This window comes from Marinovum sp. 2_MG-2023 (assembly GCF_030548265.1).
GTDB lineage: Bacteria > Pseudomonadota > Alphaproteobacteria > Rhodobacterales > Rhodobacteraceae > Marinovum.
This window is the reverse complement of sequence record NZ_JAUOSD010000004.1, coordinates 258,198-273,714: the sequence shown is the minus strand read 5'-3', so window position 1 is coordinate 273,714 and position 15,517 is coordinate 258,198. Positions and strand designations below refer to the sequence as shown.

Sequence of the window (15,517 nt, the reverse complement as noted above, 5' to 3'; positions counted from 1 at the left end):
TCACCCGAGAGATATTGCCGCATGAATTCAGCATTTTCGCCGACATAAGACGACATCATCTTCTTGATCTGACGCGTATCGAGCAGCTTGCCCAGACCAAAACCATCCACGCCGCAATTGTTCGACGCCACGGTCAGATCCTTGACCCCGCTTTCCACCAGCGCGTCGATCAGCAACTCGGGAATACCGCAAAGCCCGAAACCACCCGCCGCAATCAACATGCCGTCATGCAACACGCCCTCCAGCGCCTGCTGTGGTGTCTCAAAAATTTTGTTCATGAAGATCCTTTCGTACCGCCCCGCCGTAACCGGGCGAAAAGTTGGGGTTTGACCCTTGGCCACAGCTTCTGCCAAAGGGTCGTGAAAGGGTCAGCGCGACCCCCGCTTCGCCCGGCGCGCCGACAATTTCATGCCGTGTTGTGCCGCAACGCGAATAGTTATATATGTCTTTATGTTTTCGGCTTTTGAAAGGTCCGCTACCGTGTCTCTCCGTTCCATGCGCCGGGCCCATGTGCCCCTGCACGTCGAAGTTGCCTCGCTTTTGCGCAACCGTATCCGCAACGGCGAGCTGAAGAGCGGCGACAAACTTCCGACGCTCAAGGAACTGGCCGAGGTCTTTGGCGTCACCAGCCTGACCGTGCGCGAAGCGATGAATGCGCTGGACGCCGAAGGGTTGATCGAGCGGACATCCGGGCGCGGCACCTTTGTCAAACAGGTCGATATTCTGCCGCGCCGGGTGTTTTCGGTAAAATCGGACCTCAGCCAGCTTTTGGGTGGCGACAAACCGTTGGAGGTGGACCTGAACACCGACGCCGCGCCGCTGGACGATATCATCCTTGATGGCGTCACCTTCAAACGGTTGAAACGGCGGCACCAATTGGGCGGCAAACCGTTCTGCATGTTGGATGTGCATCTCAAGAAAGACATCTATGAAAGCGCTCCTGAAAAGTTTGAGTCAGAATTGATTGTCCGGGCGTTCAAGGAACTGGGCATTACGCTTGGCTCGGCGACGCAAACGGTGGCACTGGCCTCGGCGGATCTGGAAATGGCCGAAGGATTGCAGGTCGAGGTGAACTCTCCGGTGTTCAAGGTCGTGCGCAAGGTCAAGGATGACGCCGATCAGCTGATCTATTTTGGCGATCTGATCTATCCGGGAGAGGCGCTGGAATTTCGCATCGACTTTCTCGGATAGTCAGATCGCCAAAGGGTCATGACACGGTCATGCCGCCATCAACAACGATGGTTTGGCCGGTGATCATCGGCGCGCCGGTCAGCAGATATACGATGGTTTGCGCCACATCTTCGGCCTGAACATGCCGTTTGATCAACATCTTGGAAAGCGCAGCATCCTTGCGCTCTTGCGGCCAGTTTTGGGTCCAGGGGGTTGCCACCTGGCCGGGGGCCACCGCATTCACCCGCACATCCGGCGCAAGACCCCGCGCTAAGGATCGGGTGACGCTGACAACGCCGGATTTGCTGGCGGCATAGGGCGTGCTGCTGCCCTGAAGACCCATGCCGGCGGTTGAAGCTGTGTTCACAATCGCCCCGCCAGAGGCACGCAGTGCGCCTGCCGCGGCTTTGGAACAGCGGAACACCCCAATCAAATTGGTGTTGAGCAGTGCCATCCACAGGTCTTCGTCAATACGGTCCAATTCCGATGCGGGGATCGGATCGCGGGTGCCGGCAATCCCGGCATTGTTGACTAGATAGTCCAGCCCGCCCAGATCCGCGACCGCCTTTTCCACCATGGCCTCTGCATTGCCGGGGATCGAGACATTGCCCGGCGCAGAAATCACATCCAGCCCCTGTGCGCGCAGGTTTTCAATCTGCTCCGGGCCCTGCGAATCGTCCTCCAGATGGTTCATGGCAACCCGAACACCCATTTTCGCCAGCGCGGTCACACTGGCAAGACCAATGCCCGACGCCCCGCCGGTAACAAGGGCGGTTTTCGCTTTATCAGATTGATTTTCCATATGTTTCTCCCGCTTCGGTGTGGTGGCGCCATGCTGGGGCGCCGGTGTCCGCATTGCCGGCCGACCAAAATTTGGCGGCTGGCATATTTACAAACATTAAAACATATAGTAGTTTATAACAATAGAAATTTGCCGGGCCGTTTTGAAGGGCCGACCAAGGGCAAAATTTTCCGGAATTCACGCCCGGAAAGATGCCGAAATCACGAAAGGACGCCTGTCTTGGCTCAGAAAACCATCATGACCTGCGCGGTCACCGGAAACGGAACCATGCCATCGCAAAACGAAAATCTTCCGGTGACGCCGACGGAAATCGCCCAGGCCGCCATAGACGCGGGCAAGGCCGGCGCCGCAATCGCGCATATGCATGTGCGTGACGCGGACACCGCCAAAGGGTCGATGGATATCAACCTCTATCGCGAGGTCGTGGACCGCATCCGCGACGCAGGCTCCGACATTGTCATCAACCTGACCACCGGCGAGGGCCAGCGCTTCGTCCCCAGCGAAGAAGACCCCAGCATCGCCGGCCCCGGCACTACCCTGTGCCACCCCAGCCTGCGGTCGGCGCATGTCAAGGAATTGAAACCCGAAATCTGTACGCTGGATTTCAACACCATGGTCAACAAGACCTGGACCGTGATCAACACGCCCCCGACGCTAAAGGTGATGGCCGATATCGCCACCGAGGCCGGCACCAAGCCAGAGATCGAAATCTTTGACTCGGGCGATTTGAACATGGCCAAGGATTTCATCGCCAAGGGCATCCTGAAATCACCCGCGATGTTCCAGTTTGTGATGGGGATCAACTTTGGCTCTGCGGCCAATTACCAGACACTGGCCTATCTGATTTCCCAGCTTCCCGAGCAAAGCGAATGGGCCGCCTTTGGCATTGGCAAAAATGCGTTCCGCATGATGGCGCTGTCCTATTTGATGGGCGGCCATGTGCGCATCGGGATGGAAGACACAGTTTATATCGACAAGGGCGAGCTGTGCAAAAGCAATGCCCAACTGGTGGAAAAGGGTGTCAGCATCGTGACATCGCTGGGCGGGTCCATGGCCACCCCGGCCGAGGCCCGGGAAATTCTGGGGCTAAGGCCCCTCTGATCATCGCCTAAATCGCCCATTTGGCGGGGGATTTTTCCCCGGCCTGTTGACGTGCGCCACGTTCCACACGCAGGAGATCACATGCAAGCGGATTTCATCATTGTCGGGGCCGGGTCTTCTGGCTGTGTTCTGGCCAACCGGCTTAGCGCGAACCCAAAGCACCGGGTCTTGCTGATCGAGGCCGGGCCAAGGGACCGCTATCCCTGGATTCACGTGCCCGCCGGGTATTTCAAGACCATGAACAACCCCGGCTATGATTGGTGTTACAAGACCGAGCCGGTGCCCGGTCTCAACCGGAAAACCATCAACTGGCCCCGCGGCAAGGTTTTGGGCGGGTCGTCTGCATTGAACGGCCTGCTCTATGTGCGTGGTCAGGCGCAGGATTATGACCGCTGGCGGGATTTGGGCAATATGGGGTGGGGCTGGGACGATGTCCTGCCGTATTTCAAGAAGTCAGAAGATAACGAACGCGGCGGCGATGATCTTCATGGTGCGGGTGGGCCGCTGGCCGTGTCCGATCCGAAATACACCCACCCAATCTGTGATGCCTGGATACGTGCCGCGCAAGAGGCGGGGTATCCGGCAAACAATGACATCAACGGCGCCACACAGGAAGGTGTCGGATATTACCAGCTGACCATCCGCAACGGGCGGCGGTGCAGCACGGCGGTGGGGTATCTGAAGCCGGTCAAAAACCGGGCAAATCTGGAGATCATGACAAACGCCCAGGTGCGCAAGGTCGTGTTGGACGGCACCCGCGCCACCGGCGTGGAAATCACTGATCGCGCCGGTCAGACCCACACCATCACGGCGGCGCGCGAGGTCATATTGTCCTCTGGTGCAATAGGCTCGCCCCAGATCCTGATGCTGTCGGGCATTGGCAACGATCCCGAACTGCGCAAGGCCGGTGTCGCGCCGAAACATGATTTGCCCGGTGTGGGCAAGAACCTTCAGGATCATTTGCAGGCCCGCACCACGTTCAAAACCCGAAACAAGACCGTCAACGACGAGGTCCGCAGCCCGCTGGCCAAGGTGAAAACCGCCCTGCGCTATGGGCTGAACCGTACTGGCCCGATGACGATGGGCGCCAGCATGGTGGCCGGGTTTTTGCGCAGCGCACCCGAACTGGACAGCCCGGATATCCAGTTTCACATCAATCCATGGTCCGCCGACAGCCCCGCCGAAGGCGTGCATGGGTTTTCTGCCTTTACCGCCACGGTCTGTGTGCTGCGCCCGGAAAGCAAAGGCGAGGTCACGCTGGCCAGTGCCGATCCCGCCATGGCGCCCAAAATCCAGCCAAACTATCTGGCGACCGATAGAGATTGCCGCAAAACCGTCGAAGGCGTGCGGATTTCACGCAATATCGCACGGCAAAGCGCATTGGCCGGCGAAATTGTCGAAGAATTCCGCCCGCCCCGCGATCTTGATCTCGATAACTACGATGCGGCGCTGGACTGGGTGCGCGACAACACCACTACCGTCTATCACCCCACCGGATCGTGCAAAATGGGGGCCGATCCGATGGCCGTGGTCGATGACCGGCTGCGGGTGCATGGCATCACCGGGCTTCGGGTGGTGGATTGTTCGATCATGCCGGAAATTGTATCCGGCAACACCAACGCCCCCGCCGTGATGATCGCAGAAAAAGCCAGCGACATGATCCTGGAAGACGCGCGCAAAACATGAGCCAAGGACCAAAGACGTGACCAAATTTGACACACAACTGACCCTGACTGCGATCGAAGCGACACTGGTGCGCACGCCGATTTCGACCCCGGTGCGCACCTCATTCGGTATCATGCACGATCGGCCCACCCTGTTGATCCGGGTGACCGATGCCTCTGGCGTGCAGGGCTATGGCGAGGTCTGGTGCAACTTTCCGGTCTGTGGCGCCGAGCATCGCCAGCGCTTGGTGGAAAGCGAAATCGCACCGCGCATGGTGGGTTTGGAGTTTCCCGATCCCGCGGCCTGTTACGATGCGATGAACGCCAAACTGCGTATCCTGCGGCTTCAAACCGGCGAACCCGGGCCCATTGCCCAGATCATCGCCGGCGTCGACATCGCCGTGTGGGACATGATCGCCAAGCGCAACAACCAGCCGCTGTTTGCGCTGTTGGGGGCCAAGACCAACCGCATGCCCGCCTATGCCAGTGGCATCAATCCGGTGGGTGTGCTGGATACCGTGGCCAGGGCCCGGCAAAAGGGCCACCGCAATTTCAAGCTCAAGGTCGGCTTTGGCGACGACATGGATCGCGCCAATGTCACCGCGATTGCTGGTGACCTGCAAGCTGGCGAGCGGTTTCTGTTGGACGCCAATCAGGGCTGGACGCCGGATCAGGCGGAAATCGCGATGCAATGGATCACCCCGCATCAACCGATGTGGATCGAAGAGCCGATGGCCGTCGATGTTCACCCCGCCGCATGGCACATTCTGAGGGGGTCAACCGATGTGCCCATCGCCGGGGGCGAGAATTTTCAGACCCGCGCCGAATATGATGCGGTGGCGCGCAACAAATGGCTGGATTTCGTCCAACCCGACATCGCCAAATGGGGCGGGTTTACCGAATGTCTTCCCGTGGCGCGAGAGGCGGTGGCCAATGGGCTGACCTTTTGCCCGCATTCGCTGGGGGGTGGCATTGCGCTGGCGGCCTCGGCACATCTTTTGGCGGCTGCCGGCGGGTCTGGGTTGCTGGAATGCGACGCCAACGAAAACGATTTCCGCGACGAGGTCTTTGCGCTCGATCTGACCGACGGCTGGGTGACATTGCCCGATGCGCCCGGCCTCGGGGTGAATATCGCGGTGCTGGAACGGGCGTTTGACTGACAAAAGCCTGTGTTACAACGCCAAAGGGGGCCATCGCGGCCCCCTTTTCATGTCTGGATCAAAGCACCCTGCCCCGGAAATTCCCGAAGCGCACGGGCGATCAGGCCTTGATCGCGCCGTCGACGACAAATTCATGGCCGGTGCAGTAACTGCTGTCATCTGACGCAACAAACAGCACAACCCGCGCCACTTCGATCACCTCTGCGGTGCGGCCCAGCGGCACTTTGGCCACCAGCTGTTCGCGCGGAACGCCGTGACCGTCCAGCATCGGCGTGTCGATGAACCCGGGGTGGACCGAGTTCACGCGGATATTGGACGGACCAAACTCTACCGCAGCCGCCTTTGACATGCCGCGCACCGCCCATTTCGTGGCGCAATAGGCATGTGCCTTGGCCGATGTAAGCCCGGCAATCGACGAAATGTTCACGATGCTGCCGGATTTGCGCTGCTTCATCGCTGGCGCCACCGCGCGCATGCCCAGAAACACGCCGGTCTGATTGATCGCGACCGTTTGATCCCAAACCTTGAGGTCTGTGTCCTCCAGCGTCAGCACCTTGAAAATGCCCGCATTGTTCACCAGCACATCAATCTGGCCATGCAGATCCAGCGTTGTCTTGACCACCTGCGCCCAGTCCTCTTCCGAGGTTACATCATGGCGCACAAAGGTGCATTTGTTCCCAAGTCGCGCGGCGGTTTCTTCGCCTGCGGTGGTGTTGATGTCGGTGATGACCACCTTTGCCCCGGCTTCAATGAACAATTCGGCCTCAACAGCCCCCTGCCCATTCGCGCCGCCGGTGATGATGGCGACCTTGTTATCGAGACGGTTCATATCTTTTTCCCTTCTTGCGATGCCGCGCTTGCGGCAAATCCCTTAGCTCTCTGGATTGCCCGGACCATCCAGAACGATCTTGCCTATCGCCATGCCGCTTTCCTGTTCGCGCAATGCCGTGCGTAGGTTTTCGGCGTTTACCGGCCCAAGGTGCCGGTTGGCCGTCGTGACCAATCTGCCCGCATCCAAAAGCGCCGAAACCCGGTCCAGCAGCATGCCCTGCACCTGCATATCGCCGGTCTGGAACAGAGACCGGGCAAACATGAATTCCCAGCTGAGGGTCAGCGCCTTTGGCTTGATCGCTGTGATATCAATCGCTTGTGGGTCGTCGATCAGCGCGATGTGACCGCGCGGCTTGATCAGCTCGACGATGGATTGAAAATGCTGATCCGTCTGGTTCAACGCCGCGACGTAGCGCGGCTGAAGACCCAATGCCGCGATTTCGGTGTCCAACGGATTGCGGTGATCAATCACATGATCCGCCCCCATCTTCTTGACCCAGGCGCGGCTGTCGTCGCGCGATGCGGTGGCAATCACAACCAGCCCGGTCAATTGCTTGGCAAGCTGGATCAGGATCGACCCGACGCCACCGGCCCCGCCGATGATCAAAATCGCCTCGCCCTGGCCGCCGCCTTCGCTCAGGCGAAAGCAATCGAACAGGATTTCCCAGGCGGTAATGCTGGTCAGTGGCAGGGCCGCCGCAGCCGCAAAACCCAATGCGCCCGGCTTTTGCCCGACCAATCGTTCATCAACCAGCTGAAATGCGGCGTTGGAACCGGATCGGGTGAATTCGCCGGCGTAAAACACCGCATCGCCGGGTTTGAACCGTGTCACCGCATCGCCGGTCTGGCGCACGATTCCGGCGCCATCAAATCCCAGGATTCGCGGCCCGCCCTCGGGTGGTGGCCGATTGGCCCGCACCTTGACGTCGACCGGATTGACCGAAACGCCGCAAACCTCGACCAGGATATCCGCCGACCCCGGTGTTGGCCGATCGGTTTCAAATTCCACGACAGAGGAAGCATCGGAAATCGACCCCTGTTGCGTGTATCCAAAAGCTTTCATCTCATTCTCCAAAGCGGCAGTTTCCGGTGCGGGTTTGCATGGCCAACCCGCCTCACTTACATTTTTGTCGGTATTGGCGTTTATTGACAGTTATCTCGGTTTCTCTTAGTTTTTGACCGACCAAACCCCCAAGCATTGAGGTGCGCCACATGGCCCGGAAATATGACTGGAGAACCGGCAGCAACGTCGAAGCCACGCTGAGCGTCATTGGCGGTCGGTGGAAACCGGTGATCCTGTGCAATCTGCTTGTCGGGCGGTTGCGGTTTGGCGAGCTGTGCCGAAATATGCCCAATGCGACCCAACGCATGGTCACCCTGCAATTGCGCGAACTGGAGGCTGACGGCGTGATCAAGCGCCATGTCTTTGCCGAGGTGCCGCCAAGGGTGGAATACGAATTGACCGAATTCGGGCGGTCATTGGAACCTGTCCTTTCGGTGATGCGGGAATGGGGCATTGCCTTCAAGAAACGCAAACTTGCCGAAGAAGGCACAGACCAGACGGCAGAGGACAATGCCGCCTGATCCCGAACTGCCATGGCAAGGGCCGGCCCCGGATTTCAGGGCCGGCGCAGGCGGTTATTTCCCGACAAAGCTGGCTTTTTCGGCGTCGATGTCGGCATTGGCACGATCCACAGCGGCCTGAACCAGATCGTAGTATTCCGCACCGTATTTGCCGACAAACCAGTCGATGACCGGCTGTTGTCCGGGCAGGAATGTGGCCTTTTCCTCTTCTGACGGAATGTGCACCTCGCCCCCCGAAGCGACAAATTTCTCATATTTTTCAAGGTACAGCGCGCCGGGAAGGCCGTTGCAGGTTTTCGTCAGCTCATGAAAACCATCCGCCACCACACCTTGCAGGTCTTCGGGCAGGCTTTGCAGCCATGTGTCGGCCATCCACCAGAAGATCAGGTTGTGGGTGTGGTGGTCGGCAACCGCGTATTTGACGTAATCATTCAGTGATGTGTCGACGACATCCGACAGCGCGTTTTTGGTGCCATTCACCACGCCCGTCGCAAGCGAGGTATAGAGCTCTGGCCAGGGCACCGGCGTCGGATTCATGCCCAGCGCGCTGGCGAATTCCATCGACACCGGCGATTCCACCGTGCGCATTTTGACGCCTTCCAGATCTGCGGCGGTTTTCACAGGCGTGTCCGCAAAGAAGTCGCGCCAGCCGACGCCGCCGGTCATACCCATCAGCCGCACGGTGCCCGTCGCATCCAACACATCCGCACGCAGTTTTTCGGTCAGCGCGCGGTCGGCCATCACCTTGTCCATCACCTGATCATTGGCGAACAGATAAGGGATATCAAAGGCCTGGATCGGACCAAAGAAATTGGCAATGCCACCACCAGAGGTCAGGGTCATCTCAAGCGTGCCGATCTGCACCGCCTCGACGTTTTCGCGGAAATTGCCAAGCTGCCCTGCGGGATAATGCTGAACCTCGATGCGGCCGCCCGAATAGCGTTCCACATGGGATTTCATCACTTCGGCACAGGTCGACAGCGGCTGGCTGACGGCGGCAACATGGCCGATTTTCAACGTATAGTCAGCGGCTTGTGCGGCGGATGTCAGCGCCAGCGCGCTGGTCAACCCGATGGTAAGCGTATTGAGTTTTGTTGTGACAGACATGTGGTTCCTCCCGTTTGTCTGGTGGGTGTAATCAGGCCTCGATGCTCACATGAAGCCAACGAGTTTGGGGATCGTCAGGGTCAGGGCCGGGATCATCGAAATCAGGATGATCACCAGGAAATGCACCGCCAGATAGGGCCACAGTTCCTTTGAGATGACCTCGATTCCGGTTCGGGTCAGGCCAGACGCGACGAAAAGGATCATGCCCATCGGCGGCGTCACCAATCCAACGGTGACGTTGACGCACATGATGATGGCAAAGTGCACCGGATCAACGCCAACCTGGGCCAAAGCGGGGGCAAAGATCGGCCCAAGGATCAGGATCGCAGGCACCGCATCCAGGAACATGCCAATGAACAACAACAAGATGTTGACCAAGAGCAGCAACAGGAAAGGATTTTCGGTGATGGTGAACAACATCTTGCCCAGCGCCTGGGGCACGCCCGACACCGTCGCCGCCCAGCCAAAGATCGTGGCAGAGCCAACAATCAACAGGATCGAGGATGACACCAGACCGGTGCGGTAAAAGATGCCGATCAGGTCGGCAGGCTTGACCGTGCGGGTGATCAGCATCGACAGGACCAGCGCATAGAACACCGCCGCACCTGCCGCTTCGGTGGGTGTCACGATGCCCGACACGATGCCGCCAAGGATGATCACCGGTGTCAGAAGCGGCAGGAAGGCGGGTTTGAACGCGGTCCAGACTTCGCCGGTGGTGGCGCGCCGGTGGGCCTTGGGATAGTTGCGTTTCTTGCCGATGATCGCGGTCACAACCATCAATCCGACGCCGACCATGATGCCGGGGATGATCCCCGCCAGGAACAATGCCGCCACCGAAACATTCATCACATAGGCATAGATCACCATGATGATGCTGGGGGGAATGATCGGCCCGATGACCGAAGATGCCGCCGTCACCGCCGCCGCAAACGCCCGGGAATAGCCGTCTTTTTCCATCGCCGGGATAAAGATCGACCCCAGCGCCGAGGTATCCGCAACCGCCGACCCGGACAGACCGGCGAACATGATGGATGCCACGATATTGGCCTGCGCCAGACCGGCACGGACATGGCCGACCAACACATTGGCAAAGGTCACAAGGCTCTTGGTGATGCCGCTGACATTCATCACTTCGCCGGCCAGAATGAACAATGGAATGGCCAGGATCGGAAACTGGGCAATTCCGCCGAACATCCGCTGCGGCAGCATTTTCATGAACGCCCCCTGATCGGCCAGCAGGAACCCGGCCAGTGGCCCCGCCGCCAGGGCAAACACAATTGGTATCCCGGCGGCCATCAGGCCCAAGAAGACCCAGAAAAACGTCAAAGGCATTGTAGTCTCTCCTCCTCAGAACCCGCTGCGGTCGACGCAGGGGAACGTGCAATTGCCAAAAGGCGTCGGGGCGTCGTCAGGACAGGGAATTGTCGATCATGTTGCCCGGCTCCAGGTCGACTTCGTCTGGTTTGAAAATGCCAAGCAGGGCCGTCAGAGAGAATTCGAACGAGATCAGAGCCATGATTGCGCTGCCAAAGGGGATGGCGAAATAGATCCAGAAGAACGAAAGCTCGAACGATGAAGGTTGCTGTTTTCGCGCGATCCAGGCGAGGCTGTAGCCCTGCCAGATAAAGACGCACATCAACCCGAACACGACGGAATAGATGATCATGTAATTGATATTGCGAATGCGCGGCGGCAGCATGTTCGGAATGATGTCCAGCGCGATCTGTCCGCGATTTTTCAGCACAATCGGCGCGGCGACAAAGACCAGCCAGAACATCATGTATTTGCCCGCCTCTTCATACCAGGGCAGCGAACTGTTGAGGACGTAACGCCAGAACACGCCGACAAATACGTTCAACATGATGAGGGCCATCAAAATTATGGTCAGCCATCGCAACACCCTGCAAATCATGGTGTTGGTCTGGTTCAGGCCACTTATCAAAGATCTCATGATTGGTCCTCCTCCCCTGTGCCAACAGCGCCCGCACGACGCGCGGCTGTTGGCGTTGTTGGCGCGGCCTTACCCAAGTGGGCGGCGTGCGAGCGAAAAGCTCTGACCGGTCGGACCGCCAATGGGGCGCGTCGCCATGTACAGTGCCAATTCGCCAACTTCGTCTGGATGTTTCAGCCGTTCCCATTCGGGAAAGCCGGGCGGCACCCCTTCGGCAAACCGTTCCAGCACATCCTCTGGGCTGGTGCGGGGGCCGTCGGCTGCGTCGTGGTTCAACATGCTTGTCGCGACCGGTCCGGGGATCAGATTGTTGACATCAATCTTGCGCGGCCAAAGTTCATTCGCCAGCCCATCGGTGAACATGTTCATCGCGGCCTTGGAAATATGGTAGGCACTGTTTTTGTCGCCGGCGCGTTTGCCCATCCCCGATGATACGTTGATGATCTTGCCGCCCTCGGAAATGCCGTCCAGAAGAAAACGGGTCACAAGGTAAGGCCCGCGCACATTGATTTCGATGGTCTTCCACCATTTGCCCGGATCGGACTCTTCGATCCGACCGGTTTCAAGCTGGGCGCCGGCATTGTTCACCAGCACGTCAATCTTGCCAAATTGCGTCAGGACATCGTCACAGAAACGCTTGGTTGCAGCTTCATCCGACAGGTCGACCGCATGCATCAGGCATCGCACGCCTTCGGCCTCGACCTCTGATTTGACAGCCTCCAGCTCGGCCACGGTCCGCGAACAGATAGCAATATCTGCCCCGGCCCGCGCAAAGGACATCGCGATCGAACGCCCAAGGCCACGCCCGGCCCCGGTGATAACGGCGGTTTTTCCGGCCAGGTCTTTGTCTTTGGTCATATTGTCTCCTCCACTTCGATCGCCGCGGGCATTGGTTTCCCTTGCCGCATGGCTGCCGAGATTTTTCGGCTATGTGCATTTGGGAAAGGATCTGTTTGTCCTTATCTAAATGCAAGTACCTACAATTTTGTAAGTATAAGGTTTTCTTTCCTTTACGCTCTGGGTTGGCCTTCCCGAATCGTGATTTTTTCTGGCCTCTCCTAAATATTAAAACATATAGAACTATATAACAATAGAGATTTGAAGCTTTTTCCCACACTGCCCCGATCCCGGCGCAACGGCCCCAAATTGGTCATCAATGTCGGTATAGGTAAAAAATGTGCCTACTTGCGAAAATGTAAGTAAACTGGAAACCGTAAGCTTGTCACGAAATGTCAACATGGAGGAAATGACATGAAACTGCACAATCTTACCGCTCTTGGACTAACGCTTGCCTTGGCGGCGGCGGGCGCCACCCAAACCCAGGCCGAGGCGCATTCCGGCAACGAATTGGTCAAGGACACGGATGTCAGGTTCATAGAGCTGAACCCGGCACGCGGCGACGCAAGCCCCCGGTCCGGCGCGCTTTGGGGTGACATCCGCAAGGACGTGCCATCGGGCATGTTGGTGACTTTTGCCGAAGGGTTTCAATCGCCGCCGCACATCCACAACATCACCTATCGTGCCGTGGTCATCAGTGGCGAAGTCCACAATGACGACCCCGCCGCCGCCAAGATGTGGATGGGCCCGGGATCGTTCTGGACCCAGCCATTTGGTGAAAATCACATTACCGCCGCCAAAACCGCCGCTGGCGAACGGTCGATGATCTTTCTGGAAATTCTGTCCGGTCCTTACCTTGTTCAACCGAAAGACAAGGAATTCGACGGTGGCGAACTTCCTATCAACATCGACGCGCGCAACGTCATGTGGCTGAATGCCGAAGACGCGCAATGGATCGAGGGGGCTGGTGGCGCGCAGATGGCCTATCTTTGGGGCAGTCTTGAAGGCACCGAAAAGAACGGCACCTTTGTCAAACTGCCAGCAGGCTATGCCGGCACGATCAGCACCGAAGCACCTTTGATGCGTGCGGTCACCATTGCGGGCACCACCAGCGTAACCATGTCGGGCGAAACCGAAACCAACAGCCTGAACCCAGGCAGCTATTTCGGATCGAAAGGCGCGGCATCGCACGCCGTATCCTGTACTTCCGACGCCGATTGCATCCTCTATATGCACACCGAAGGCCGCTATACGCTCGCCGCGATGTAACGCCAGACCGCTAATAAAAACGCCGGCCGCAGTATTGGACTGCGGCCGGCACGTTTGGGGCCAAAAGGCGGGCGGACCCTTCAAAATGCCCGCCCCAAGGCCCATGCCACCCCTTACAGGAACGGCTTTTGCGCGATGGATTTCGGCACGACATAATGCTCCAGGCTCTCTGGCCCGCCCTCGACGCCGTAACCGCTTTCCTTGACGCCGCCAAACGGGGTTTCGGGAATGGCGACACCAACGGTGTTAATCCCCACCATTCCCACCTCCAGCGCATCACCAATTCGCGTGGCGCGTTCCATCGAGTTGGTCAGCGCATAAGAAGCCAGCCCAAGTTCAAGCGCATTGGCGCGTTTGGCCACCTCTTCAATCGTGGAAAACCGCGTCATCGGCGCCATCGGGCCAAAGGGTTCCTCTGTCATGATCATACTGTCGTCCGGGGCGTCCTTGATCACCGTCGGCGCAAAGAAATAGCCCCGATTGCCGATCCGTTCACCGCCGGTGGTGATGGTTGCACCGCGTTTGCGGGCATCTTCGACGAATTCATCCATCGCGCCCAGACGCCGGGCATTGGCCAGCGGACCCATCATTGTGCCAGCCTCCAGACCGTTGCCCACCTTGATTTCGGCGGCGCGGGCGGTAAAGGCATCGACGAAATCGGAATAAATCGCATCCTGTACAAAGAACCGCGTCGGCGAGATACAGATTTGCCCCGCGTTGCGGAACTTGCCCGGCACCAGAAGGTCAACCGCCTTGGCGATATCGACATCGTCAAACACCACCACCGGCGCATGACCGCCCAGCTCCATCGTCAGGCGCTGCATCCGTTCTGCGGCCAGAACCGCCAATTGCTTGCCCACCGGGACCGAGCCGGTCAACGACACTTTGCGCACAATATCGGACGACATCAGATGTTTGGTCAGCGGCCCCGACGGCCCGAACACCACGTTCACCACACCGGCGGGCAGCCCCGCATCAACCAGCGCCTGCACCAGCAAAATCGCCGAGGCCGGTGTTTCGTTTGACGCCTTCAGGATCACCGAACATCCCGCGCCCAGCGCCGCGCCCAGCTTTTTCGCAACCGTGTTGATCGGGAAATTCCATGGCGTGATCGCAAGGCAAACCCCGACGGGTTCCTTGACCACGAAATGACGCACGCCGGGCGCGCGCCCCTCGACAATGCGGCCATGCAGGCGCTTGCCCTCTTCGGCGCTGAATTCCAGAATATCGACCACCGTGCCGATTTCCATCCGCGCCTCGGCCAGCGGTTTGCCGTTTTCCAGCGTCACCGCAGTGGCAATCATCTCCGCCCGGTCCCGAACAAGATTGGCGGCGTCGATCAGAATGCGGGCACGGGCATAGGGCGACAGGGCGCGCCATGTCTCAAACCCGCGCTGGGCCGAGCTTAATGCGGCGTCCAGATCCTCTGGCGTGGCGGCGGGCAAGGCGCCAAGAACCTCTTCCGTCGCCGGGTTAATGACATCCAATGTGGCGCCACTTGTGCTTGGCCGCCAGTCGCCATCAATCAGCAAGTTCAGGTCTGGGTATGCGTTCATGATCTCTTTCCCTTTTATGGCCGTCAACATGTGGCCCTGGTGGTGCTGGCCGGTGCACAGCCCCCGTCAGTCGCGAAAATTCGCGCCCCGGTTTCCGAGCGCGGGCACATTGGGTGGCACAGTGTCGCCGGATGCGCGCGGGTTTGCGGCCACTTCGCGCCTATAACATATAAAGCTATATATGTTTTGATGTATACTTGCAAGCCGGGACTTCCAGCACAATCGCGCCCCGGCCTTGCCAAGAGACGCCCCATGGGACACAGGCAGCGCCATGTATCCTTGGATACGGCAAATTGTGGAAATGCTGCGGGGGATCAGGCCGCGAAGAGATGCCTTTGGTATCCGGGCATTCTGCGGCGTGATCTTGGCTTGATAGCGGTCTATAAGGTGCAGGTTGAAATGCGCCTGATGCGCAAGCGGCAGCCGAGGTCACATCTTTTTTGGACGTCCGGCCGGTTGCCTACGCTGGATTTTGTTGCCGTCGA

At 58.7% G+C, this 15,517-nt stretch carries 15 protein-coding genes; 6 read left to right on the top strand and 9 right to left on the bottom strand.

Translation table 11 applies throughout. The features are described from left to right. Positions 1-278, bottom strand: a 278-nt coding sequence (locus Q4577_RS07520) for a CoA transferase subunit A (RefSeq protein WP_303469096.1), incomplete at its 3' end; no start/stop codon positions are given. A gap of 202 nt (positions 279-480) precedes the next feature. Here Q4577_RS07520 and Q4577_RS07515 point away from each other — a divergent pair. Beyond that, positions 481-1,191 carry a GntR family transcriptional regulator gene (locus Q4577_RS07515; RefSeq protein ID WP_303469095.1) on the top strand — a complete coding sequence of 237 codons (711 nt, stop codon included), beginning with the start codon at positions 481-483 and terminating at the stop codon, positions 1,189-1,191. Positions 1,192-1,207: 16 nt separating this feature from the next. Here the strand turns inward: Q4577_RS07515 and Q4577_RS07510 are convergent, their stop codons facing one another. Continuing rightward, positions 1,208-1,972 (bottom strand): SDR family NAD(P)-dependent oxidoreductase, encoded by a 765-nt coding sequence (locus Q4577_RS07510; RefSeq protein WP_303469094.1) that lies wholly within the window; start codon positions 1,970-1,972, stop codon positions 1,208-1,210. Positions 1,973-2,191: 219 nt separating this feature from the next. Between Q4577_RS07510 and Q4577_RS07505 the strand changes: the two genes are divergently transcribed. The 3 genes from Q4577_RS07505 (at position 2,192) to Q4577_RS07495 (ending at position 5,897) form a co-directional block, all read left to right on the top strand. Continuing rightward, positions 2,192-3,073 (top strand): 3-keto-5-aminohexanoate cleavage protein, encoded by an 882-nt coding sequence (locus Q4577_RS07505; protein WP_303469092.1) that lies wholly within the window; start codon positions 2,192-2,194, stop codon positions 3,071-3,073. Positions 3,074-3,154: 81 nt separating this feature from the next. Beyond that, entirely contained in the window at positions 3,155-4,759 is a 1,605-nt protein-coding gene (locus Q4577_RS07500; RefSeq protein ID WP_303469091.1) for a GMC family oxidoreductase, read from the top strand. A gap of 16 nt (positions 4,760-4,775) precedes the next feature. Then, positions 4,776-5,897: a mandelate racemase/muconate lactonizing enzyme family protein gene (locus tag Q4577_RS07495; RefSeq protein ID WP_303469089.1), complete on the top strand. Its 1,122-nt coding sequence runs from the start codon at positions 4,776-4,778 to the stop codon at positions 5,895-5,897. 100 nt (positions 5,898-5,997) lie between these two features. Here Q4577_RS07495 and Q4577_RS07490 read toward each other — a convergent pair whose 3' ends face one another. Together Q4577_RS07490 and Q4577_RS07485 are read right to left on the bottom strand one after the other, a co-directional pair. Next, entirely contained in the window at positions 5,998-6,726 is a 729-nt protein-coding gene (locus tag Q4577_RS07490) for an SDR family NAD(P)-dependent oxidoreductase (RefSeq protein ID WP_303469088.1), read from the bottom strand. Positions 6,727-6,768: 42 nt separating this feature from the next. After that, positions 6,769-7,791, bottom strand: coding sequence for a zinc-binding alcohol dehydrogenase family protein (locus Q4577_RS07485; RefSeq protein WP_303469087.1), 1,023 nt, complete (start codon positions 7,789-7,791; stop codon positions 6,769-6,771). A gap of 149 nt (positions 7,792-7,940) precedes the next feature. On the opposite strand from Q4577_RS07485, the gene Q4577_RS07480 reads away from it, so the two are divergent. Beyond that, entirely contained in the window at positions 7,941-8,312 is a 372-nt protein-coding gene (locus Q4577_RS07480) for a helix-turn-helix domain-containing protein (RefSeq protein WP_303469086.1), read from the top strand. A 54-nt stretch (positions 8,313-8,366) separates the two neighbouring features. Here the strand turns inward: Q4577_RS07480 and dctP are convergent, their stop codons facing one another. From dctP to Q4577_RS07460, 4 genes are all read right to left on the bottom strand, one after another. After that, positions 8,367-9,419 (bottom strand): TRAP transporter substrate-binding protein DctP, encoded by a 1,053-nt coding sequence (dctP, locus tag Q4577_RS07475; RefSeq protein ID WP_303469085.1) that lies wholly within the window; start codon positions 9,417-9,419, stop codon positions 8,367-8,369. 45 nt (positions 9,420-9,464) lie between these two features. Then, entirely contained in the window at positions 9,465-10,751 is a 1,287-nt protein-coding gene (locus Q4577_RS07470) for a TRAP transporter large permease (RefSeq protein ID WP_303469084.1), read from the bottom strand. Between the two features lie 76 nt (positions 10,752-10,827). Beyond that, positions 10,828-11,370: a TRAP transporter small permease gene (locus Q4577_RS07465; protein ID WP_244683822.1), complete on the bottom strand. Its 543-nt coding sequence runs from the start codon at positions 11,368-11,370 to the stop codon at positions 10,828-10,830. A 69-nt stretch (positions 11,371-11,439) separates the two neighbouring features. Then, positions 11,440-12,228 carry an SDR family NAD(P)-dependent oxidoreductase gene (locus Q4577_RS07460; RefSeq protein WP_303469083.1) on the bottom strand — a complete coding sequence of 263 codons (789 nt, stop codon included), beginning with the start codon at positions 12,226-12,228 and terminating at the stop codon, positions 11,440-11,442. Positions 12,229-12,621: 393 nt separating this feature from the next. Here Q4577_RS07460 and Q4577_RS07455 point away from each other — a divergent pair, with 393 nt between their 5' ends. After that, a complete protein-coding gene (locus Q4577_RS07455; RefSeq protein WP_303469082.1) occupies positions 12,622-13,476 on the top strand; it encodes a DUF4437 domain-containing protein in 855 nt (284 codons plus the stop codon). 113 nt (positions 13,477-13,589) lie between these two features. On the opposite strand, the gene Q4577_RS07450 is transcribed toward Q4577_RS07455, so the two are convergent. Further along, complete coding sequence (locus Q4577_RS07450) at positions 13,590-15,032, bottom strand: NAD-dependent succinate-semialdehyde dehydrogenase (RefSeq protein WP_303469081.1); 1,443 nt, start codon at positions 15,030-15,032, stop codon at positions 13,590-13,592. Between the last annotated feature and the right edge of the window lie 485 nt (positions 15,033-15,517).

Coding starts and splice junctions, on each gene's coding strand:
- dctP (WP_303469085.1), bottom strand. CDS start 9,419: ATGTCTGTCACAACAAAACTCAATACGCTTACCATCGGGTTGACCAGC.
- Q4577_RS07460 (WP_303469083.1), bottom strand. CDS start 12,228: ATGACCAAAGACAAAGACCTGGCCGGAAAAACCGCCGTTATCACCGGG.
- Q4577_RS07490 (WP_303469088.1), bottom strand. CDS start 6,726: ATGAACCGTCTCGATAACAAGGTCGCCATCATCACCGGCGGCGCGAAT.
- Q4577_RS07480 (WP_303469086.1), top strand. CDS start 7,941: ATGGCCCGGAAATATGACTGGAGAACCGGCAGCAACGTCGAAGCCACG.
- Q4577_RS07500 (WP_303469091.1), top strand. CDS start 3,155: ATGCAAGCGGATTTCATCATTGTCGGGGCCGGGTCTTCTGGCTGTGTT.
- Q4577_RS07470 (WP_303469084.1), bottom strand. CDS start 10,751: ATGCCTTTGACGTTTTTCTGGGTCTTCTTGGGCCTGATGGCCGCCGGG.
- Q4577_RS07510 (WP_303469094.1), bottom strand. CDS start 1,972: ATGGAAAATCAATCTGATAAAGCGAAAACCGCCCTTGTTACCGGCGGG.
- Q4577_RS07465 (WP_244683822.1), bottom strand. CDS start 11,370: ATGAGATCTTTGATAAGTGGCCTGAACCAGACCAACACCATGATTTGC.
- Q4577_RS07450 (WP_303469081.1), bottom strand. CDS start 15,032: ATGAACGCATACCCAGACCTGAACTTGCTGATTGATGGCGACTGGCGG.
- Q4577_RS07485 (WP_303469087.1), bottom strand. CDS start 7,791: ATGAAAGCTTTTGGATACACGCAACAGGGGTCGATTTCCGATGCTTCC.
- Q4577_RS07455 (WP_303469082.1), top strand. CDS start 12,622: ATGAAACTGCACAATCTTACCGCTCTTGGACTAACGCTTGCCTTGGCG.